17 protein-coding genes and 5 tRNA genes are annotated in these 20745 nt (G+C 31.7%); 18 read left to right on the forward strand and 4 right to left on the reverse strand.

The genetic code is table 11. From position 1 onward, the window contains the following. The first annotated feature begins 115 nt into the window (after nt 1–115). From thrA to AXE80_RS04955, 11 genes are all read left to right on the forward strand, one after another. Complete coding sequence (gene thrA, locus AXE80_RS04905) at nt 116–2569, forward strand: bifunctional aspartate kinase/homoserine dehydrogenase I (RefSeq protein ID WP_068824993.1); 2454 nt, start codon at nt 116–118, stop codon at nt 2567–2569. A gap of 101 nt (nt 2570–2670) precedes the next feature. Continuing rightward, a complete protein-coding gene (locus AXE80_RS04910; protein WP_068824995.1) occupies nt 2671–3600 on the forward strand; it encodes a homoserine kinase in 930 nt (309 codons plus the stop codon). 151 nt (nt 3601–3751) lie between these two features. Then, the gene (gene thrC, locus AXE80_RS04915) at nt 3752–5050 is read left to right on the forward strand and encodes a threonine synthase (protein WP_068824997.1); all 1299 of its coding nucleotides are present in this window, start codon (nt 3752–3754) and stop codon (nt 5048–5050) included. A gap of 78 nt (nt 5051–5128) precedes the next feature. Beyond that, nucleotides 5129–6211 (forward strand): glycine cleavage system aminomethyltransferase GcvT, encoded by a 1083-nt coding sequence (gene gcvT, locus AXE80_RS04920; RefSeq protein ID WP_068824999.1) that lies wholly within the window; start codon nt 5129–5131, stop codon nt 6209–6211. Between the two features lie 19 nt (nt 6212–6230). Then, complete coding sequence (locus AXE80_RS04925; RefSeq protein WP_068825001.1) at nt 6231–7655, forward strand: DNA recombination protein RmuC; 1425 nt, start codon at nt 6231–6233, stop codon at nt 7653–7655. A gap of 116 nt (nt 7656–7771) precedes the next feature. Beyond that, a tRNA-Met gene (locus AXE80_RS04930) sits at nt 7772–7845 on the forward strand. Between the two features lie 42 nt (nt 7846–7887). Beyond that, a tRNA-Gly gene (locus tag AXE80_RS04935) sits at nt 7888–7960 on the forward strand. A 37-nt stretch (nt 7961–7997) separates the two neighbouring features. After that, nucleotides 7998–8070, forward strand: a tRNA-Gly gene (locus tag AXE80_RS04940). Nucleotides 8071–8107: 37 nt separating this feature from the next. Beyond that, a tRNA-Gly gene (locus AXE80_RS04945) sits at nt 8108–8180 on the forward strand. Between the two features lie 41 nt (nt 8181–8221). Then, nucleotides 8222–8296: transfer RNA gene (locus tag AXE80_RS04950), tRNA-Pro, on the forward strand. Between the two features lie 206 nt (nt 8297–8502). Next, nucleotides 8503–11280: an outer membrane beta-barrel protein gene (locus AXE80_RS04955; protein WP_068825003.1), complete on the forward strand. Its 2778-nt coding sequence runs from the start codon at nt 8503–8505 to the stop codon at nt 11278–11280. On the opposite strand, the gene AXE80_RS04960 is transcribed toward AXE80_RS04955, so the two are convergent. After that, nucleotides 11277–11702, reverse strand: coding sequence for a nucleoside-diphosphate kinase (locus tag AXE80_RS04960; RefSeq protein ID WP_068825004.1), 426 nt, complete (start codon nt 11700–11702; stop codon nt 11277–11279). The genes AXE80_RS04955 and AXE80_RS04960 overlap by 4 nt on opposite strands. Before the next feature lie 98 nt (nt 11703–11800). On the opposite strand from AXE80_RS04960, the gene AXE80_RS04965 reads away from it, so the two are divergent. From AXE80_RS04965 to pepE, 7 genes are all read left to right on the forward strand, one after another. Beyond that, nucleotides 11801–12832, forward strand: a complete 1032-nt coding sequence (locus AXE80_RS04965; protein ID WP_068825006.1) for a DHH family phosphoesterase — start codon at nt 11801–11803, stop codon at nt 12830–12832. Then, nucleotides 12822–13346, forward strand: a complete 525-nt coding sequence (locus AXE80_RS04970; RefSeq protein ID WP_068825009.1) for an FKBP-type peptidyl-prolyl cis-trans isomerase — start codon at nt 12822–12824, stop codon at nt 13344–13346. Before AXE80_RS04965 ends, AXE80_RS04970 begins: the two co-directional genes overlap by 11 nt. Nucleotides 13347–13353: 7 nt before the next feature. Continuing rightward, complete coding sequence (locus tag AXE80_RS04975; RefSeq protein ID WP_068825011.1) at nt 13354–14043, forward strand: FKBP-type peptidyl-prolyl cis-trans isomerase; 690 nt, start codon at nt 13354–13356, stop codon at nt 14041–14043. 118 nt (nt 14044–14161) lie between these two features. Then, on the forward strand, nt 14162–15640 hold the full coding sequence (gene cysS / locus AXE80_RS04980; protein ID WP_068825013.1) for a cysteine--tRNA ligase: 1479 nt from the start codon (nt 14162–14164) through the stop codon (nt 15638–15640). Nucleotides 15641–15646: 6 nt separating this feature from the next. Beyond that, nucleotides 15647–15901: a membrane protein insertion efficiency factor YidD gene (gene yidD / locus AXE80_RS04985; RefSeq protein ID WP_068825015.1), complete on the forward strand. Its 255-nt coding sequence runs from the start codon at nt 15647–15649 to the stop codon at nt 15899–15901. Further along, entirely contained in the window at nt 15898–16710 is an 813-nt protein-coding gene (lgt, locus tag AXE80_RS04990; RefSeq protein WP_068825017.1) for a prolipoprotein diacylglyceryl transferase, read from the forward strand. The genes yidD and lgt overlap by 4 nt, the downstream gene beginning before the upstream one ends. 73 nt (nt 16711–16783) lie before the next feature. Beyond that, the gene (pepE, locus tag AXE80_RS04995) at nt 16784–17482 is read left to right on the forward strand and encodes a dipeptidase PepE (RefSeq protein WP_068825019.1); all 699 of its coding nucleotides are present in this window, start codon (nt 16784–16786) and stop codon (nt 17480–17482) included. A 33-nt stretch (nt 17483–17515) separates the two neighbouring features. Here the strand turns inward: pepE and ribB are convergent, their stop codons facing one another. From ribB to lolA1, 3 genes are read right to left on the reverse strand one after another with little or no spacing between them, the layout of a single operon-like run. Continuing rightward, nucleotides 17516–18667, reverse strand: coding sequence for a 3,4-dihydroxy-2-butanone-4-phosphate synthase (ribB, locus tag AXE80_RS05000; RefSeq protein WP_068825021.1), 1152 nt, complete (start codon nt 18665–18667; stop codon nt 17516–17518). Then, complete coding sequence (locus AXE80_RS05005) at nt 18660–20099, reverse strand: LptF/LptG family permease (RefSeq protein ID WP_068825023.1); 1440 nt, start codon at nt 20097–20099, stop codon at nt 18660–18662. Before AXE80_RS05005 ends, ribB begins: the two co-directional genes overlap by 8 nt. 12 nt (nt 20100–20111) lie before the next feature. After that, a complete protein-coding gene (lolA1, locus tag AXE80_RS05010) occupies nt 20112–20744 on the reverse strand; it encodes an outer membrane lipoprotein periplasmic chaperone LolA1 (RefSeq protein ID WP_068828686.1) in 633 nt (210 codons plus the stop codon). Between the last annotated feature and the right edge of the window lies 1 nt (nt 20745).

Consider the following 20745-nt stretch of genomic DNA (forward strand, 5'->3'; position numbering starts at 1 on the left):
TTTGGGGTTGTCATTGTTATTTATATATATAAACCGTAAAATCTTGAAATTTAATTGATATGATTTCCATTAAACATCAAGTACTGTTTTTTTTCTCAATCATTCCTACATTTATATGAAAATTTTAAAATTCGGTGGTTCTTCAATCGCCTCAGCAGCAAATATTAATCGCGTAATAGATATCTTAAAATCGACTAGCGAAAACACTCAAATCGCAGTTGTTTTTTCTGCTATTAATAAAACTACAGATGCTTTAATTAATACTGCATCAAAAGCTCAAAAACAAGATGATACTTATAACGTTGATTTAAGTGAGTTAGAAAATAATCATTTTGATATTGTTCGTGAATTAATTCCAGTAAACAACCAAAGTGGAGTATTAAGTGGTGTTAAAAAAATATTCAACCAACTAGAAAGTATTCTAGAAGGGGTTTATTTATTACAAGAACTTTCGGCAAAAACTAATGATACTATTGTTAGTTATGGTGAATTCTTATCAACTTTTATCATCACCAAAGCTTTACAATGTCAAGAAATTGATGCTGCATATAAAAATAGTGGAGAGTTAATTATTACCAATAGTAATTATGGTAATGCAACTCCTATTGTTGATATAACAAATAAAAATATTAAGGATTACTTTAATAGTAGTAACCACAACATTACTGTATTGCCAGGGTTTATTGCTTGTAGCGAACAAGGAGAAAAAACTACTTTAGGTCGTGGTGGGTCAGATTATACTGCTGCTATTTTAGCCGCTGCTTTAGAAGTAGAGCAATTAGAGATTTGGACAGATGTAAGTGGAATGTACACTGCCAACCCTAAATTGGTTAAACAAGCAAGGCCAATTACAACTTTGTCTTATAGTGAGGCAATGGAGTTATCTCATTTTGGAGCTTCTGTTTTATATCCGCCAACTGTTCAACCGGTTATGGATAAAAATATTCCTTTGTATATCAAGAATACTTTTCAGCCAGAAGATTCAGGTTCTTTTATTACCAATGAAAATGTAAAAGGAGGTGGTGTTGTTAAAGGAATTAGCCACATTGATAACATTGCTTTAGCTACGGTTGAAGGTAATGGATTGATTGGAATCCCAGGGGTTTCTAAAAGATTATTCAGTGCTTTATCAGAGAAAAAAGTAAATGTTATTTTAATCACTCAAGCTTCCTCAGAACATTCTATTTGTATTGCTATTGATGGTGGTGATGTTGAAAAAGCAGAGTTGGCTATTCAAGATGAATTTGCATATGAATTAAGTTTAGGAAAAATAGATCCTTTACACACTCAAACTAAGATGGCTATTGTAGCTATTGTTGGTGAAGAGATGAAAAGTCATCAAGGAATTAGCGGAAGAATGTTTAGTGCTTTAGGAAAAGACAATGTAAATATTCATGCCATTGCTCAAGGTGCTTCAGAAAGAAATATTTCTACAGTTATTGATGCCAAAAATGTTAAAAAAGCTTTAAATGGTTTACATGCTGAGTTTTTTGAAGGACATATTACCAAGTTAAACTTGTTTGTTGTTGGTGTTGGTAATGTTGGTGGAAAATTATTAGAACAAATAGAAAAGCAAAAAGCTTATTTATTAGATAAATTACAATTAAGTATAGAGGTTGTAGGTATGGCAAACTCTAAAAAAATGATTTTTAATGAAGAAGGAATTGATATTTCTGCTGATTGGAAACAAAACTTAATTGATAATGGAGAGGAATTAAATTTAGATTTATTCCATGAGTATGTAAAAGAAATGAACTTGAGTAATAGTGTGTTTGTAGATAATACTGCCAACGCAACCATTGCTGGTTTATACGCTAGTTACTTAAAAGAAAGTATTGGGGTGGTTACTTGTAACAAAATTGCTGCTTCATCTGATTATGAAGTATATGCTGAGTTAAAAAGATTATCTCAAGAATACAACGCACCATATTTATTCGAAACCAATGTTGGTGCCGGATTACCAATTATTAATACATTAAATAATTTAGTGCAATCTGGAGATCAAATTGTAAAGATTCAAGCAGTGGCTTCTGGTTCATTAAACTTTATTTTTAATTCTTTTGTTGGAGATGCTAATTTTGCAAAAATTGTTGATGAAGCTGGAGAGTTAGGATTTACAGAACCTGATCCAAGAATTGATTTAAGTGGGGTAGATGTAGCTCGTAAAATTTTAATTTTGGCTCGTGAAAGTGGTGCTAAAATGAATTTAGAAGATATAGAAAATAAAACTTTCTTACCTAAAGCAAGTTTAGAAGCCGATTCTATTGCTGATTTTAAAAAGACACTAATTGCTGAGGCTGCTCATTTTGAAGCTATCAAAGAAAAAGCCGCTGCAAATAATGCTGAATTAAAATATGTGGCAGAGTTTGTAAATGGTAAAGCAAATGTTTCTTTACAAGAAGTTGATAGTAAACATCCGTTCTCTAACTTACAAGGAAGTGATAATATAGTTTTATTCTTTACAGAAAGATATCCAGAGTTTCCTTTAATTGTAAAAGGAGCTGGTGCTGGAGCTGATGTAACTGCTTCAGGAATTTTTGCTGATATCATTAGAATTGGTAAAGGATAATTAAAGTTGATAAAGTTTTAAAGATAAAAGTTCATAAAGTTTGAGTTTGTAGGTTTTATCACTTTACAAACTTTCAACTTTCAACTTTATAACTATTTATAATGAAAGAAATAAAATTATTTTGCCCAGGTACTATTGCCAATGTTTCATGTGGATTTGATGTATTAGGACTTTGTTTAGATACTACTGGAGATGAAATGATCATCCGTAAAGTAGATACTCCTGGTGTTAAAATCACTAAAATTGTAGGTCAAGATTTACCATTAGCTACCGAAAAAAATGTGGCAGGTGTTGCGGTACTAGCTATGCTAGAAAAATTAAACAACACTACAGATGGGTTTGAAATTGAAATTTATAAAAACATTAAGCCTGGAAGTGGAATAGGAAGTTCTGCAGCAAGTAGTACAGGTGCTGTTTATGGAGTAAATGAATTGTTAGGAAAACCTTTTAACAATCATGATTTAATTGAATTTGCCATGAAAGGCGAAGAACTGGCAAGTGGTGTTCCACACGCCGATAATGTTGCTCCTGCTTTATTGGGAGGATTTACATTAGTACGTTCTACCACTCCTTTAGATGTAATTAAATTAAATACACCATCATTATTATATGCAACGGTTATTCATCCTCAAATAGAGGTAAAAACTGCTGATGCTCGTCAAATCTTAAAAAGTAAATTAAGATTAAAAACAGCCATTACACAATGGGGGAATATTGGGGCTTTGGTTAGTGCATTATATACAGAAGATTACGATTTGTTATCTCGTTCTTTACACGATGAAATTGTAGAACCTATTCGTTCTATTTTAATTCCAGCTTTTGATAAAGTAAAAGAAGAGTGTAAAAACGCTGGAGCTTTAGGTTCTGGAATTTCAGGATCAGGTCCTTCTATTTTTGCTTTGAGTAAAGGTGAAGAAACGGCTCATAAAGTAGCAGAGGCAATGAAAGCTGTGTATGATAAAGTAGGAGTTTCTTATGATATCCACATCTCTAAAATTAATGATCAAGGGATTAAAATTTTAGAATCTTGATTAAATAGTTGATGTAAAATATCAATTAAAAAATATATTAAGATGTCACTTCGAGTGATTTTTGAGGTACGAAAAAATTGTATCGAGAAGTAAATTATAAATATTTGGGTGTTCGAGCGGAGTCGAGAACAGAACAAACAATAAATAAAAAATGAAATATTTTAGTTTAAACGAAAAAGCTCCTAATGTCTCTTTTAGAGATGCTGTTGTAAATGGAATTGCTCCAGACAGAGGTTTATATTTCCCTGAAAGTATCACACCATTATCAAAAGAATTTATTAATAATTTAGATAATTATAGTAATAACGAAATTGCTTACGAAATCATTAAGCAATTTGTAGGTGATGAAATTCCAGAACAAGATTTAAAACAAATCATAGAAGAAACATTATGTTTTGATTTTCCTGTAGTTCCAATCGAGGAGAATATAGGATCTTTAGAGTTGTTTCATGGACCAACAATGGCTTTTAAAGACGTAGGTGGTCGTTTTATGGCTCGTTGTTTAGGGTACTTTAATAAAAAAGAAAAAAACGATAAAGATATCACTGTTTTAGTGGCTACTTCGGGTGATACTGGAGGAGCAGTAGCAAGTGGTTTCTTAGGAGTTCAAGGTGTTAATGTTGTTATTTTATACCCTAGTGGTAAGGTTTCTGATGTACAAGAAAAACAATTAACAGCTTTAGGACAAAATATTACTGCTTTAGAAGTAGATGGTGCTTTTGATGATTGTCAAGACATGGTAAAAACTGCTTTTTTAGATGAGTCTTTAAACGAATATAGAACCTTAACATCTGCAAACTCTATCAATGTAGCTCGTTGGTTACCGCAAGCATTTTACTTTTTCTTTGCTTACAAACAATTAAAAGATAAATCAAAAGACATTGTGTTTTCTGTTCCTAGTGGAAACTTTGGAAATATTTGTGCAGGAATGATTGCTCAAAAATTAGGGTTACCAATTAAAGAATTTATTACAGGTACCAATGTAAATAGAGTAGTTCCAGCTTATTTAGAGTCTGGAAAATACGAACCAAAACCAACTATTGCTACTATTTCTAACGCAATGGATGTTGGTGCGCCTAGTAATTTTATCAGAATAGAAAAATTACATGATTTTGATGTAGAAAAATTACGTAACAATTTAAAAGGATACTCTTATACAGATGCCGAAGCAACAGCAGCAATGGGGCATTTATATAAAAAGTTTAACTACGTTGCAGAGCCACACGGGGCAATTGGTTATTTGGCTTTAAAAAATTATTTAAAAACAGCAACCAATACACAAGGAGTGTTTTTAGAAACAGCTCACCCTGTTAAATTTATGGATGTTTTATATCCTGGAGTTGCAGAAACTATTGAGTTACCAGAGCAAATTAAAGCTGTAATAGACAAACCAAAGGTTTCTATTAAAATATCAGATTATAAAGGATTGACAGATTTTTTAAAGTCTTAAGATCTGTGCACATACACCACATGAAAATCCCCTTTTTGGGGATTTTTTTATTTATTTTTACCACTTACAATCATTACAATGAAAAATACAGCACTTACACACATACACGAAAAATTAGGAGCTAAAATGGTTCCATTTGCAGGGTTTAATATGCCTGTTCAATACGAAGGAGTAAAAGTAGAACACGAAACAGTAAGAACTGCTGTGGGGGTTTTTGATGTTTCTCATATGGGAGAGTTTTTGTTAGAAGGACCAAACGCTTTGGCTTTGATTCAGAAAGTTTGTTCTAACGACGCTAGTAAATTGGCTATTGGCGATGCACAATACGCTTGTATGCCAAATGAAGATGGTGGTATTGTAGATGATTTGTTGATTTATCGCGTTAAAGAGGAATTATATCTTTTGGTGGTGAATGCCTCTAACATAGAAAAAGATTGGAATTGGATAGAAAAGCATAACGATTTAAACGTGGCGATGAAAAATCTATCTGATATTTATTCTTTATTAGCCATTCAAGGTCCTAAAACAACAGAAGCTTTACAAAGTTTAACTTCTGTAGACTTGGCTTCGATTCCTTTTTACAAGTTTGTTGTGGGAGATTTTGCCGGAATAGAACATGTAATTATTTCAGCAACTGGATACACTGGAGCAGGAGGTTTTGAAATTTATTGTAAAAATGATGAGGTTGCCCAGGTTTGGGAAAAAGTTTTTGAAGCTGGAAAAGAATTTGGAATCAAACCTATTGGATTAGCGGCACGTGATACTTTGCGTTTAGAAATGGGATATTGTTTGTATGGAAATGATATCAACGATACTACTTCTCCAATAGAAGCAGGATTGGGTTGGGTAACTAAATTCAATAAAGATTTTATCAATAAAGAAAATATTTTAGCTCAAAAGGAAAATGGTGTTGCTAAAAAGTTAGTAGGTTTTGAAGTTGTTGACAAAGGAATTGCAAGACATGATTATCCTATTGTTGATGCGGATGGAAATAAAATAGGAATTGTAACTTCTGGAACCATGTCACCAAGTTTAAACAAGGCTATTGGTTTAGGGTATGTAACTACAGAGAATAGTAAAATTGGTGATGAAATTTATATTGAAGTAAGAAAAAAACAAATCAAAGCAAAGGTGGTAAAATTACCTTTTTATAAAGGATAATTAATTAAAACTCTTTTTTATGGAAATGATATATGTATTGTTAAGTCTTTTGATTGGTGCAGCTATTGGTTTTGCTGTGGCTAAAAAAATTAGTGCTTTACAGGCCGAAAAAGATTTAGCATCAACTAATGAGCAAATCAATTTATTACAAAAAGAAATAGAATATCAGCAAAATAGTGCTAAAGAAAATATAGCTAGGTTAGAACAATCTTTGTTAGATAGTAAAAAAGAGCAGGAAAAAATAGCTGAAAATGCTAAGATTGATTTAGAGCAACTTCGTCATCAAAAGGAAGAGCAGTTATCAGAACTTACTAAAGAAAAAGAAGTTTTGGCTGTTACTCTAGAAAGAGCAAATGCCAAAACAGAAGAACTTTCTACAGATTTGAGAGAAAACAAAGCTGAAATTGAAAAGTTACAGGAAAAGTTTACCAAAGAGTTTGAAAATTTGGCGAATAAAATTTTAGAAGAAAAATCTAAAACGTTCTCAGATCAAAATCAAAAGAATATTAATGATATTTTAAAACCACTTCAAGAAAAAATTCAATCATTCGAAAAAAAGGTCGAAGACACTAATAAAGAAAGTATTGATAGAAACTCAGGTTTAAGACAGCAAATAGAAAGTTTAAAGGACTTAAACAATAAGATGAGTAAAGATGCTGAGAATTTAACAAAAGCATTAAAAGGAGATAGCAAAACCCAAGGAAATTGGGGAGAAATGATTTTGGAGCGTGTGCTAGAAAAGTCTGGCTTAGAAAAAGGTAGAGAATATGAATTAGAGAAGAGTTTTGATACCAATATGGAATCTAAAACTCGTTTAAGACCCGATGTGATTATTAATTTACCAGACAATCGTAAAATGATTGTAGATTCTAAAGTAACATTAACAGCTTATGAAAAATTAGTCAGTTCTGAGGAAGAATCAGAAAGAACACAATATGTTAAAGAACACTTATTGTCGCTAAATAGACATATTGAACAATTAAGTGCAAAGAAATATTCTGAATTATATCAAATAGAATCACCAGATTTTGTTTTGATGTTTATACCTATAGAACCTGCATTTGCATTGGCTTTAGAACAAGATGCTGAATTATATAACAAAGCGTTTGCTAAAAATATTGTTATTGTTACTCCAAGTACACTGTTAGCTACTTTGCGTACCATAGAAAGTATGTGGAAAAATGAAAAGCAACAAAAAAATGCTTTAGAAATTGCTACACAGGCAACACGTTTGTATGAGCAGTTTGTATCACTAACCGAAGAACTAATAAAATTAGGTAAACAATTAAAAACTGTTGAAGGTACTTATGATACTACCATGAAAAAATTAACAGGTAGGGGGAACCTAATAGTAAAAGTTGAGAATTTAAAGCAACTTGGGATTAAAACAAACAGTAAAGAATTTAACCAAAAACTACTAGAAAGAGCCTCAGAAGAAGCATAACTAAATTTTTTTTCAGTTCTAACAAATTGATATTAAATAGAGTATAAAAATGCTTAAAAAAAGTTAATTTTTTGTTTTGCCATAACAGAGTTATGCTTTATATTTGCATCCGCAATGGCGAGGTAGCTCAGTTGGTTAGAGCGCAGGATTCATAACCCTGAGGTCACGGGTTCAACTCCCGTCTTCGCTACAAAAGTTCTTTTAACAAGATGATTACCAAATAAAAAAATAAGCGAAAGTAGCTCAGTTGGTAGAGCGTCAGCCTTCCAAGCTGAATGTCGCCGGTTCGAACCCGGTCTTTCGCTCTAATTTTTTTAAAATAATTAAGTATATTTACAGTATGCGAAAGTAGCTCAGTTGGTAGAGCGTCAGCCTTCCAAGCTGAATGTCGCCGGTTCGAACCCGGTCTTTCGCTCTAAGTTTTTTTTAAACTACCAAATATATTTAATTACGCGAAAGTAGCTCAGTTGGTAGAGCGTCAGCCTTCCAAGCTGAATGTCGCCGGTTCGAACCCGGTCTTTCGCTCTAAGACACCATTTATTTGGTGTTTTTTTTTGATGACCAATCGGGGTGTAGCGTAGCCCGGTCATCGCGCCTCGTTTGGGACGAGGAGGTCGCAGGTTCGAATCCTGCCACCCCGACAACTTTTCAGTTATTAAAACACCATTCATTATTAGTGAATGGTGTTTTTTTTTATAAAATTATTTTTAGGGAAATTGATGCTCTGTTTTTTGAAATCAACTTTATAAAACTTATCAAAAAAATATTTAAGGAGATTAAACTATCTATGTTTTGTTGAGTCTTAGTACTGTTCACAGAAAAATTGCACTAGAAACCAAGTAATACTATGAAATATATCTTTTTAATTATCTCTATTATATTTGTTCAGCAGGTTAATGCACAATCGATTGGATTTGAGATATCAGGAACTTTAATTTCTAATGATGATAAATTACCGTTAGAATCTGCTACTGTTTATTTAGAACGTAAAAAAGATAGTACAGTTGTTACCTATACTATTACAGATGCTAAAGGAAAGTTTTCTTTAGAGGGAGATACAAAAGATGCAGCACTAAACTTTAATATTACCTATGTAGGGTTTAAATCATATCACAAAGATTTAGATTTAAAAAAAGAGGCAATTATCGATTTAAAAGATATAATGCTTAAACCAGATGCGAACGAATTAAATGAGGTAGTTCTTAAATTATCACCACCAATTACTATAAAAAAAGATACCATAGAGTTTAATGCAAAATCTTTTAAAACAAAAAAAGATGCTAATGTAGAAGATCTTATAAAGGTTTTACCAGGGGCAGAAGTAGATGCCGAAGGAAATATAACAATTAATGGTAAACCTGTAAATAAAGTATTGATTAACGGAAAACCTTTCTTTGGAAACGATCCTACAATAGCAACAAGAAATTTTCCTAAAGATATTATTGAAAAAATTCAAGTATTAGATACTAAAACAAAATCACAAGCATTTACAGGCGAAGATAGTGATGGTGAAAATAAAACGGTAAACCTTGTTATTAAAAAAGAAAATAATAAAGGAGTATTTGGTAGAACTGCAGCAGGGATTGGAACAGATGGAAGGTATGAGTATGCAGGTATGTACAATAGTTTTGATAATGACCAAAAGTTTAGTGCTTTACTAGGAGGAAACAATGTGAATTCTCCAGGATTTAGTTTTGGAGAAATTAGAGAAATGTTTGGTGGAAGTGTAAATTCAAGAAATTTTGGAGGAGGTCAAGGTATTGTAACTTCGGACAATGTAGGGTTAAATTATGCCGATGATTATGGAGAAGATATAGAATTTACTTCTAATTACTTTTATTCTAGTAGTGATTCTGAAAACGAATCTTCATCAGAAAGAGAAGATATGTACGATACTTTTAGCAACTTTACTTCTTCAAAAGGTAAATCTGCTACAACCAACGACAATCATTCAGCTAATTTTGAAGTGGATATTAAAAAAGATTCTACTTGGTTAATTAATATTTCGCCTTCTTTTAGATTTTCTAAAAGTAGAACTGTTTCTGAAAGTGATCAGGTCATTTATGATGAAAATGGAAATGAAATAAACAATGCCAATTCATCTTCTAATGTTGCAAGTGATAATAGAAGTGCAAGTACAGATATTGATGTAACTAGAAAATATGGATCTAGAGGAGGTTTTTTTAGAGTTGGATTAGATGTAAGTGTAAGTAATTTAAATAGAGATGATTATTTACTACAGCAACGTGTGGTAGCTAACAATCCTTCTAAAAATTTTAATAGAGATTTATATTCTGCCATTGCAAATACTTCACAAGATATAGAAACATCACTTACTTATAGATTACCTATACTTTCTAAAAAGTTGTATGTAGATTTTAGCTATTCTTTTAATACGGATAAAAATACTTCAGACGAAAAAACATATGCTTTTGATACTAATACTCAAGATTATAGTAAAGATTTTGTAAATAATTTAAGTACGGATTATACCAATACAGATAAAAGTCATGTACCTCAAATGGGATTAAATTATTCTACAGAAAAAATTAGATTAAGATATAATGGAGCCTATCGTTTTAGAACTTTAGAGAATGTAGATGATTTAAGACCTGTTTTTAGTTTAAAAAGACAGTTTAATAATTTTGAACAAAACCTTAGTTTTAGATATCCCTTTAGCAATAAATCTTCTTTTAACCTTCGTTACAATCTTAGAAACAATCCACCTAGTTTGTCTAATTTACAAGCTTTTGAAGATGTAAGTTCTAATAACAATATTGTAGTGGGTAACCCAGATTTAAGACCAGAAAAGAATCATAATTTTAATCTGTTTTTTAACAATTTTGATTTTCAAAAAAGAACAGGATTTTATGGATATGCTAATGGAAACTTAACTTATGATCAAGTGGTTTCTAAAGTAACTATTGATGCTGCTGATGGAGATAGAAGAACGACTTATGAGAATGTAGACGGAAATTATAATGTATCTGCAGGAATTGGTGCTAGTAAAAAGTTTCAATTCACAGATTTATCTTCATTAAATGTTAGGTTAGGAGCAGGGCCAGGATATAATAGAACCGTAAATTATAACAATGATGTTCTATATATAAGTAAAGGACTTTCTATTAATCCTAATATGGGCTTAAGATATGAGTGGAGAGATATAATGGATTTAGAGTCAAGATATACTTTGTCATACTCAAATACTCAATACAATTTAGAATCTTTAATCGATAGAAACATAACTGCTCATAGAGTAGATATCAATACAACAACTATGGTTCCTAAAGGATTGGAATGGAGTAATTCAGTAAGTTATAATTACAATCCAAATGTAGCAGATGGTTTCCAAAAAAGTTCTTGGTTTTGGAACATGACAGTTTCTTATGCTGTGTTAAAAGACAAAGGATTAATATCTCTTAAAGCCTATGATTTGTTAAATCAAAACACAAACGTAAGAAGAACTGTTAATCAAAACTACATACAAGATTCACAAAGTACTGTGTTAAAACAATACTTTATGCTTGGCTTTAGTTGGAAGTTTAACACCTTAGGTGATAGAACCAAAGGAAAAAGAGGTAGTAGAGGTGGCGAAAGAAGAGGTGGAGGTTACCGTAGACACTAGTAAGTTACAATCTCCTCTTCTTTAAAGTGAAAAGCAATTTCAATAGCAGCATTTTCATCGCTATCAGAACCATGAATGGCGTTGTTGGTTACATTGGTAGCATATAAGTTTCTTATAGTACCTTCAGCAGCATCTTCAGGGTTTGTAGCTCCAATTAAAGCTCTAAAATCATCTACAGCATTTTTCTTTTCTAAAACAGCTGCAATGATAGGACCGCTAATCATAAATTCAATAAGGTTGTTATAAAAACTTTTGTCTTTATGAATTGCATAAAACTCAGCTGCTCTTTCGGGGCTAAGTTTGGTTAATTTTAAGGCTACAATTTTAAATCCAGAGTTGGTTATTTTCTGAATAATAGCCCCTGTATTTCCTTTTGCAAATGCATCGGGCTTAATCATTGTAAAAGTTCTGTTGTTTCCCATGTTAATGTTTTGTTGATGAGTTTTACGGTGCTAAGATACTTTTTTCAAAAAAAATAAGCAGCTTTGCATCCTCATTTTTAATTGTATTTTAGCAGCTTATGAATGCAAATGATATAAGCGTTTTAAAAACGTACTTTAAAGAGCCTAAGAAGATTGTTTTTGTGGCTCACAAAAACCCTGATGGTGACGCAGTTGGCTCTACAACAGCAATGGCAATGTTTTATAAAAAGTTAGGACATCAAGTACAAGTGGTACTACCTAATGGAATACCAGATTTTATAGCATGGATGCCTGGAGCAGATGATGTTTATAGATATGACTTGCAAAACATACAATCAAAAAGAGCAATTAACGAGGCTGATGTCATTTTTTTATTAGACTTTAATGCGTTGCATAGAGTAGGTGATGACATGCAAAATGGTTTAGAAGCTTTTAAAGGAGATTTTATCATGATAGATCATCATCAACAACCAGATGATATTGCCATGGTCACTTATTCTGACACTTCAATTTGTTCTACTTGCCAAATGGTATATCATTATATAGATGCACTTGGGCAAACAGATTTAATTGATGAAGATATTGCCACGAGTATTTATACTGGAATTATGACAGATACTGGATCTTTTCGTTTTCCATCAACCACAAGTACTACCCATAGAATTATTGCCGATTTAATTGATAAAGGTGTTAAAAATGCTGATATCCACAATCAAGTGTTTGCTAATAATTCTTATAGTAGATTGCAGTTATTAGGAAAATCATTGACCAATTTACAGGTGATAGAAGATTGTAATACAGCATATATAACTTTATCTCAAGAAGAATTAAAACAATACAATTATACTCGAGGAGATACAGAAGGAGTTGTAAATTATGCTTTGTCTTTAAAAGGGGTTGTATTGGCAGCTATTTTTATAGAAGATACAGATCAAGGAATTGTAAAAATATCTTTTAGATCAAAAGGAAAATTTTCGGTAAATCAATTTGCAAGAAATCATTTTGATGGAGGTGGACATGATAATGCAGCAGGAGGAAGATCTGTAATAAGCTTACAAGATACTGTAGATAAATTTGTGTCTATTGTTCCTAATTACAAACAAGAATTGTTGGTTTCTTATGAAATATAGTTGGCTATTTATTTTTGGAATACTTTTTGTTTCGTGTAATCACGATAATGCAAGAAGACCTATTAATAAAAAGAATTCATCATCAAAATATGAATATTCTATTGCTTTAAATCAAAAAATTAAGGAGCTAGAGGAGAATAAAATTAATGAATATATTAAAAAAGATTCTTTGTTAAGCTATACCCAATCTCCTTATGGTTTTGTTTATGCGGTCATAAAAAGCTCAAATCAACTTAAAAATAAGGTACAGAAAAGTTCTGTAGTAACTTATGTTAAGACGGTTTATAATTTAAAAAACGAGTTGATTTACAGTGAGATAGAAGAAACTATAGAGGTTGGAAAATCAAATGAGATAAAAGGAATAGAAGAGGGGCTTAAATTAATGCAAGAAGATGAGGAATTTAAATTTATTTTTAGTTCATTTGTAGCCCACGGATTTAGTGGTGATGCTAAAAAAATAGGTGCTAACACACCTATAGTAGTAAAAATTAAACTTTTAAAAATTAATAAATAATAAGAAAATGAATATCATTAAAGGATTAGCTTTAGGATTAGCAGTTACAGGAATGGTGTCTTGTAACCAACAAGCAGCAAGAAAAACAACATTAGCAACTGAAATGGATTCAGTTAGTTATGCATTAGGTGCATATGTTAACTTAAACTTTAAAGTAAGTGAAGACTTTAAAAACTTAGATCTTGATGTATTTAACCAAGCATTACAAGAATCTCAAGATACAGCTAAAACTTTGTTATCTCAACAAGAATTAGCACCAATCTTAATTGCTTATACTAAAAAAATAGCAGAAGAAAGAAGTGCTGGAGCTAAAGAAAAAGGTGAAGCTTTTTTAGAAGCAAATAAAAGTAAAGAAGGAGTTATTGTAACAGAAAGTGGTTTACAATACATTATTGAAGAAGAAGGTGAAGGAGAAAAGCCAACTGAAACAAGTACTGTAAAAGTTCACTATCACGGAACTACACCTGATGGTAAAGTTTTTGATAGTTCTGTAGATAGAGGTACTCCAGCTGAATTCCCATTAAATAGAGTAATCAAAGGATGGACAGAAGGTGTACAGTTAATGTCTGTAGGAGCTAAATACAAGTTTTTTGTACCTCAAGAATTAGCTTATGGAGCAAATGCACCTCAAGGAGGAGTGATTGAGCCTTATATGCCATTGGTATTTGAAGTTGAATTATTAGAGATTGTGAAGTAATTTTCACCATTAATTAATATAAAAAGCCCAATTAAGATTTTCTTAATTGGGCTTTTTCTTGTTACTATATTCAAAGCAGAAAGTTTATCTTTACGCTTTTAAAATTAAAAAGTATTCCATGAGCTTATTTCAAGATCAGCCTTTAAAAGTATATAACTCAATTAACAAAACAAAAGAAATATTTACTTCGGTAACAGAAGGAAATGTAGGAATGTATGTTTGTGGTCCAACCGTATACAGCAATGTGCATTTAGGAAATGTTAGAACCTTTATGAGTTTTGATATGGTTTTTAGATACTTACAGCACTTGGGGTATAAGGTTCGTTATGTAAGAAATATTACGGATGCTGGTCACATGGAAGATGATGCAGATGAAGGGGAAGATAAAATTGCTAAAAAAGCACGTGTAGAAAAGATAGAACCAATGGAAGTTGTACAGCGTTATACCTTGGATTTTCATCATATTTTACAGCAATTAAATAATTTACCGCCAAGTATAGAACCTACTGCAACAGGACATATAATTGAGCAGATAGAAATTATTAAAGATATTCTAGACAAAGGTTTGGCTTATGAAGTAAACGGATCTGTTTATTTTGATGTGCTAAAATATAACGAAAGTAAAACCTATGGGGTGCTATCAGGTAGAAAGATAGAAGAAGCCATTCACAATACTCGTGTTTTAGATGGACAATCCGAAAAGAAAAACCCTCAAGATTTTGCATTGTGGAAAAAAGCGAGTCCGCAACATATTATGCGTTGGCCTTCTCCATGGGGAATTGGTTTTCCAGGTTGGCATTTAGAGTGTACTGCTATGAGTACAAAATATTTAGGAGAAAAGTTTGATATTCACGGTGGAGGAATGGATTTAAAGTTCCCTCATCACGAATGTGAAATTGCTCAAGCAGAAGCTTGTAATGGTCATAATCCAGTAAATTATTGGATGCATGCCAATATGTTAACAATGAACGGACAAAAAATGTCTAAGTCTACAGGAAATAATATTTTACCTGGAGAAATTTTTAGTGGAGAAAACAATATTTTATCAAAACCGTTTTCACCAGCTGTGGTTCGTTTCTTTATGATGCAAGCTCATTACCGTAGTATTTTAGATTTTTCTAGCGATGCTTTAGAAGCTTCAGAAAAAGGATACAATAAATTATTAGAGGCACTTAAAAATTTATCAAATATAAAAGGAGCTAAAACATCTACTTTAGATGTGATTACTTGGAAGCAGCAGTGTTATGATGCTATGAATGATGATTTTAATACGCCTATTTTAATTTCAAACTTATTTGAAGCAGTTAAGAATATCAATCTTTTAAAAGAAGGAAAAGCCAGTTTAACACAAGAAGATTTAGATTTATTTACAAATGCTTTACACGCTTTTGTTTTTGATGTGTTAGGTTTGGTAACCGAAACTTCTTCCCAAGGTTCTGATAAGTTAGAAGGAGTAGTAAATATGTTAATAGGTATGCGTAAGCAGGCTAGAGACAATAAAGACTGGGCTATGAGTGATTTGATTCGTGATGAATTAAAAGCTTTAGGAATACAGTTAAAAGATGGTAAAGAAGGAACTACTTTTATTGTAGAATAATATAAAATGGATAAATTGAAAAACATATTGGTATTTCCATTTATCCTATTGATAAGGTTTTATCAAGGAGCTATTTCTCCTTTTACACCTGCCACGTGTAGATATCAGCCCACTTGTTCAAGTTATAGTATAGAAGCTTTGCAAAAGCATGGCATTATTTATGGTGGATGGTTGGCTATAAAAAGAATTGCTAGTTGTCATCCGTGGGGAGGAAGTGGATATGATCCTGTGCCCCAAAAAAAAATAAAAAATAAATTATGAATGTATTAGCCATTACTTGGGATCCAGCATTGGGAATAGATCTAGGTTTTTTTGTTATAAGGTATTATAGCTTAATGTTTGTGATAGCCTTTGCTTTAGGATATCAAATCATGAAAAGAATTTTTATTCATGAAAAAGTTGAGTTAGAAAAGTTAGATAAATTATTGATGTACGTGGTTTTTGCTACCATTTTAGGAGCAAGATTAGGACATGTTTTCTTTTATGATTGGGCTTATTTTAGTCAACATCCAGAAGAAATATTATTGCCATTTAAGTTTCAGCCAACATTTAAATTTACTGGTTTTGCAGGATTGGCGAGTCATGGGGCAGCTATCGGAATTATTGCCTCTTTATGGTATTTTTCTAAAAAAGTAATGCATAAACCTTTGTTGTACATTTTAGATAGGGTTGGGATTACCGTGGCCATTGCAGGATTGTTTATTCGTTTAGGAAACTTGATGAATTCAGAAATTATAGGTCATGCTACTGGAACTAATTACGGACTTATATTTGCGCAATTAGGAGAAAATTTTCCTAGACACCCAACACAATTATACGAAGGATTTGGATATTTATTGGTCTTTGGAATTTTGTTCTATATGTACTGGAAAACAGATGCGGCACAAAAACAAGGATTGTTATTCGGAACTTTTTTCGCTTTGTTATGGTCTGTTCGTTTTGTGGTTGAATTTTTTAAAGAAGCACAGGTTGATGATAGAGCCAGTTGGGCATTAAATACAGGACAACTTTTAAGTATCCCTTTGATTATTATAGGGATTTACTTTATGGTAAAAGCTAAAAAGAAATAAATAAACGGCAACTTCGGTTGTCGTTTTCTTTTTATATACAACTTGTTTATCTTTAACCTAAACCTATGATGTTATGAAAAACTTAGTATTGGCTAGTTCAGGAAGTGTACATGGATCTGGATATTTAGAATATTTATTACCTACTGTAGATAAACTGTATAAGGATGTGGAAGAGATTTTATTTATTCCTTATGCACAACCTAGTGGTATTAGTTATGATGATTATACCGATGCTGTACAAGAGGCGGTTAGTACTTTAGGAATAGAAGTAAAAGGGATTCATGAGTTTAAAGATGCTAAAACAGCTATTAAGAATGCAAAAGGAATTTTTGTAGGAGGAGGAAACACTTTTTTATTAGTAAGTAAGTTATATGAATTTGATTTGTGGGACTTGTTAAAAGAGGTTATAGTACAAGGAACCCCTTATTTAGGAACTAGTGCAGGATCTAATATAACAGGTTTAACCATGCATACTACTAATGATATGCCTATAGTATTACCTCCAAGTTTTAATACATTAGGAATAGTACCTTTTAATTTTAATGCACATTTTATTCCTGCGGATACAAATTCTACTCATAGAGGGGAAACTAGAGAAACTAGGATAAAAGAATTTCAGTCAATTGTTTCTATACCTGTATTAGGAATTAAAGAGGGGAGTTGGTTAAGAGTAAAAGGAGATGATATTTTTTTAAGGGGAGGTAAAGAAGCCTATTGGTTTGAAAATAAAGAAATAAAAATAATTGATACCAATACCAATATAAAAGCATAAAAAAAAGCTGAGCATTTGCTCAGCTTTTTTTATTTAATAATTTATTCTGTCTACTACTTCTAAACCATAACCTGTAATTCCTACACGTTTTTGTTTTGCAGGAGAATTGGTTAAAAGTTTTAGTTTGGTAATATCAATATTGTGTAAAATTTGTGCCCCAATACCAAAATCTTTTTCATCCATAGGATTAACAGTTGGTTCTTGTGGCGCAATTCCTTTTTGTTTGTTTTTAAGGTCTGTAAGACGTTTTTTAAGGTTAAAGGTTAATTGCTCTTGGTTAATAAAAACTACAGCTCCTCTTCCTTCTTTATTAATTTTATCAAAAACTCTAGCCAACTTGTCTTCTGGACCAGTAGTTAATGTGTTTAAGATGTCGTTACCAAAAGCATTTGGAGTTACTTTACACAATACTTCTTCATCTTTACCCCAAGATCCTTTGGTAAGTGCTAAGTGAATTTGATTGTTTGTTGTTTGGTTAAATGCTCTTAATCTAAAAGTTCCAAAACGAGTTTCTATATCAAAATCTTCAATTTTTTTAATTAAAGAATCGTGTTGCATACGGTAAGAAACCAAGTCTTCAATAGAAATTAATTTTAAATCAAATTTATCGGCAACTTCTCTTAAACGTGGCAAACGAGCCATGCTACCATCTTCATTTAAAATTTCTACTAAAATTCCCGCTGGTTTTAATCCTGCCAAACGAGCTAAATCTACACTAGCTTCTGTATGACCAGTTCTTCTTAAAACTCCACCTACTTTTGCTTTTAATGGAAAAATATGTCCAGGTCTTCCTAAATCAGAAGGTTTGGTTTCGTTTTGTGTTAAGGCATAAATGGTTTTTGCTCTGTCGTGAGCAGAAATTCCAGTTGTACATCCCTGTCCAATTAAATCTACAGAAACGGTAAACTGAGTATGGTGTAAAACGGTATTGTTATCTACCATCATGTTTAAATCTAGTTCCTCACAACGCTCTTCAATTAAAGGAGCACAAATTAATCCACGACCGTGTTGAGCCATGAAGTTAATCATTTCAGGAGTTACTTTTTCTGCAGCAGCAATAAAATCACCTTCGTTTTCTCTGTCTTCATCATCAACAACAATAATCATTTTTCCATTTCTAATGTCTTCAATGGCTTCTTGTATTGAATCTAACTTTATTTTGGTAGTATTTTCGGTATTATTCATCTGTTTTTTTAAGTCTGTTGAATAGTTTCTTAAACGGGGTTAAAATTACGTCAAATTTAATGAATCCCATATCTTTAGCAGCACTTATCGTAAAAATAAAAGCCAATGGAAGCATGATTAATGTTCCAGACCATCCTCCTAAAATTGCACTGATTTTACTTTCTTCTGCTATGTTTTTACCAAATGTATTGATAAAGTGATAGGCTACATAAATAATAATAGCCATAATCATAGGCAATCCAAAACCTCCTTTTCTAATAATAGATCCTAAAGAAGCCCCTACAAAAAAGAGCAAAAGGCATGAAAAAGAATTAGTTAGGATATAATGAAATTGATAATCGTGATTGTTTAAATCTTTACGCTTTCGTTTAAAGTAATCTTTATATCCTTGAACGTTGGTGATTTTGTTTTTAACAGTTCTAGATGCTTGTTCTAAAATGTTTACTTTTTCTCTAGTATGAAAATTGTCTAAAATATTTTTACGTAACTCTTTGGCTTTTACAGTGTCTATTTTTTTAGACATGTCTGATACCAAAATGTTAGACTGCATAGATTTAAATTTGGTGTCGATAAATTTATCGTAAGAATATTTTAAACTATCAGAACTAGCTTCTAGCTGTCCCATGTTTTTCATGGTGTAGTGATGTTTATATTTTTCTTCTTCTAAATCTTTACTAGTTAAATCAGAAATATCAATATTTACGGTGTACTTATCAAACTTAGCCATAGAAGAGGGCATTCTTAACCTATCTCTACGCTTTTTTTGATCATTACTATGGTCTTGAAAGTAATAACCATCATCTAAAATCAAGGTCATGTACTTACTTCCTTCCTCTGTGGTAATTTCTCCTCTTTTTGCTGTGATGATTGTTTGATCGTCTTTAGTTCCTTGGGTTTCAATAATCAAAACATCTTTTAATAAGTTGTTTTCCTCCCCATATTTTTTAGCAAATTTGATGCTATAATTAGGAATTTCATCATTAAAACTACCTTCTACCAAAGCCATGGTAGGTTGTGTTTTTTTGATGTTTAATAATAAATTCTTTTGTTTTAAACTGGCGTAAGGATAGGTGTAGTTGATTAAGAAAAAGTTAGCTACCGTAATTAATCCAACACAAACAATTAGTGGTCTTAAGAACCTGAAAAATGAAATTCCGGCAGATTTAATTGCTGCAAACTCATAGTTTTCTCCCAAATTACCTAAAGTCATAATAGAAGATAATAGAACAGATATAGGTAAGGCCTGTGGAGCAACAAATAAACACATGTACCAAAGGAATTTTCCTATAATACTAAGTTCTATTCCTTTACCTGCAATATCATCAAAAACCAACCAAAGAGCTTGCATTACCAATACAAACATCACGATGGTGAATGAAGCTAAAAAGGGAACTAAAAAGCTCTTAATTAAATATTTGTCTAAGGTTTTCAACAAAAAGTTGGGTTAGTCATTAATATAATACCCTAATGATTCATATTTAGCTTTGTTAAAAGCAAAAGTATTAGGTGCTAATTGTTGATTTGTTTTGTAAGAAGTAATGGTAAAGTTGGTATCTGTTCCATTAGTTCCTACTTCTGTTAAAGAAGTAATTTGATTATTTTGTGTGTTTACACCTAATAATATATGCGAAACCTCTTCTGATTTTTCAGTTGGAGTTAGTTTAATGAACTGTACGCTACCTTCTTTTTTATCTAATTGATAAGTGTATCCTTTTTTATAAAAGCTTAATAATTTTGAAGGAGTGATGCTTTCATCGCTAATGTCTGATGATGGTGTGATGTTTACTTCTTCATTTTCTGGAGAAATAACATAATTATTCTTTTCATCAAAAAGGATGATGTTGTTTAAGTAGTTTAATACATATTTATCACCTTGTATAACGGCAGAACCTTTACTAGTTTGTTTAATGTTTACTGCTTTGTTTTCTAAAGTATGCGTAAACTCAATAGTAATGTTTTTATACTGTTCTAGTTCGCTAGAAACTTTGTCTAAAATAGCTTGAGCTTTAGGAGCGTTTTGTGAAAAAGCTAAAGTACTAACGAATAGGGTAAAAGCTATTATGATATTTTTTCTCATG

Source organism: Wenyingzhuangia fucanilytica (assembly GCF_001697185.1).
Classification (GTDB): Bacteria; Bacteroidota; Bacteroidia; order Flavobacteriales; family Flavobacteriaceae; genus Wenyingzhuangia; species Wenyingzhuangia fucanilytica.

Bases quoted from the DNA above. Each gene is read 5' to 3' on its own strand.
- thrA (WP_068824993.1), top strand. From the start codon at position 116: ATGAAAATTTTAAAATTCGGTGGTTCTTCAATCGCCTCAGCAGCAAAT.
- pepE (WP_068825019.1), top strand. From the start codon at position 16,784: ATGAAAAACTTAGTATTGGCTAGTTCAGGAAGTGTACATGGATCTGGA.
- AXE80_RS04955 (WP_068825003.1), top strand. From the start codon at position 8,503: ATGAAATATATCTTTTTAATTATCTCTATTATATTTGTTCAGCAGGTT.
- yidD (WP_068825015.1), top strand. From the start codon at position 15,647: ATGGATAAATTGAAAAACATATTGGTATTTCCATTTATCCTATTGATA.
- gcvT (WP_068824999.1), top strand. From the start codon at position 5,129: ATGAAAAATACAGCACTTACACACATACACGAAAAATTAGGAGCTAAA.
- lgt (WP_068825017.1), top strand. From the start codon at position 15,898: ATGAATGTATTAGCCATTACTTGGGATCCAGCATTGGGAATAGATCTA.
- AXE80_RS04925 (WP_068825001.1), top strand. From the start codon at position 6,231: ATGGAAATGATATATGTATTGTTAAGTCTTTTGATTGGTGCAGCTATT.
- AXE80_RS04910 (WP_068824995.1), top strand. From the start codon at position 2,671: ATGAAAGAAATAAAATTATTTTGCCCAGGTACTATTGCCAATGTTTCA.
- thrC (WP_068824997.1), top strand. From the start codon at position 3,752: ATGAAATATTTTAGTTTAAACGAAAAAGCTCCTAATGTCTCTTTTAGA.
- AXE80_RS04975 (WP_068825011.1), top strand. From the start codon at position 13,354: ATGAATATCATTAAAGGATTAGCTTTAGGATTAGCAGTTACAGGAATG.
- cysS (WP_068825013.1), top strand. From the start codon at position 14,162: ATGAGCTTATTTCAAGATCAGCCTTTAAAAGTATATAACTCAATTAAC.
- AXE80_RS04970 (WP_068825009.1), top strand. From the start codon at position 12,822: ATGAAATATAGTTGGCTATTTATTTTTGGAATACTTTTTGTTTCGTGT.
- lolA1 (WP_068828686.1), bottom strand. From the start codon at position 20,744: ATGAGAAAAAATATCATAATAGCTTTTACCCTATTCGTTAGTACTTTA.
- ribB (WP_068825021.1), bottom strand. From the start codon at position 18,667: ATGAATAATACCGAAAATACTACCAAAATAAAGTTAGATTCAATACAA.
- AXE80_RS04960 (WP_068825004.1), bottom strand. From the start codon at position 11,702: ATGGGAAACAACAGAACTTTTACAATGATTAAGCCCGATGCATTTGCA.
- AXE80_RS04965 (WP_068825006.1), top strand. From the start codon at position 11,801: ATGAATGCAAATGATATAAGCGTTTTAAAAACGTACTTTAAAGAGCCT.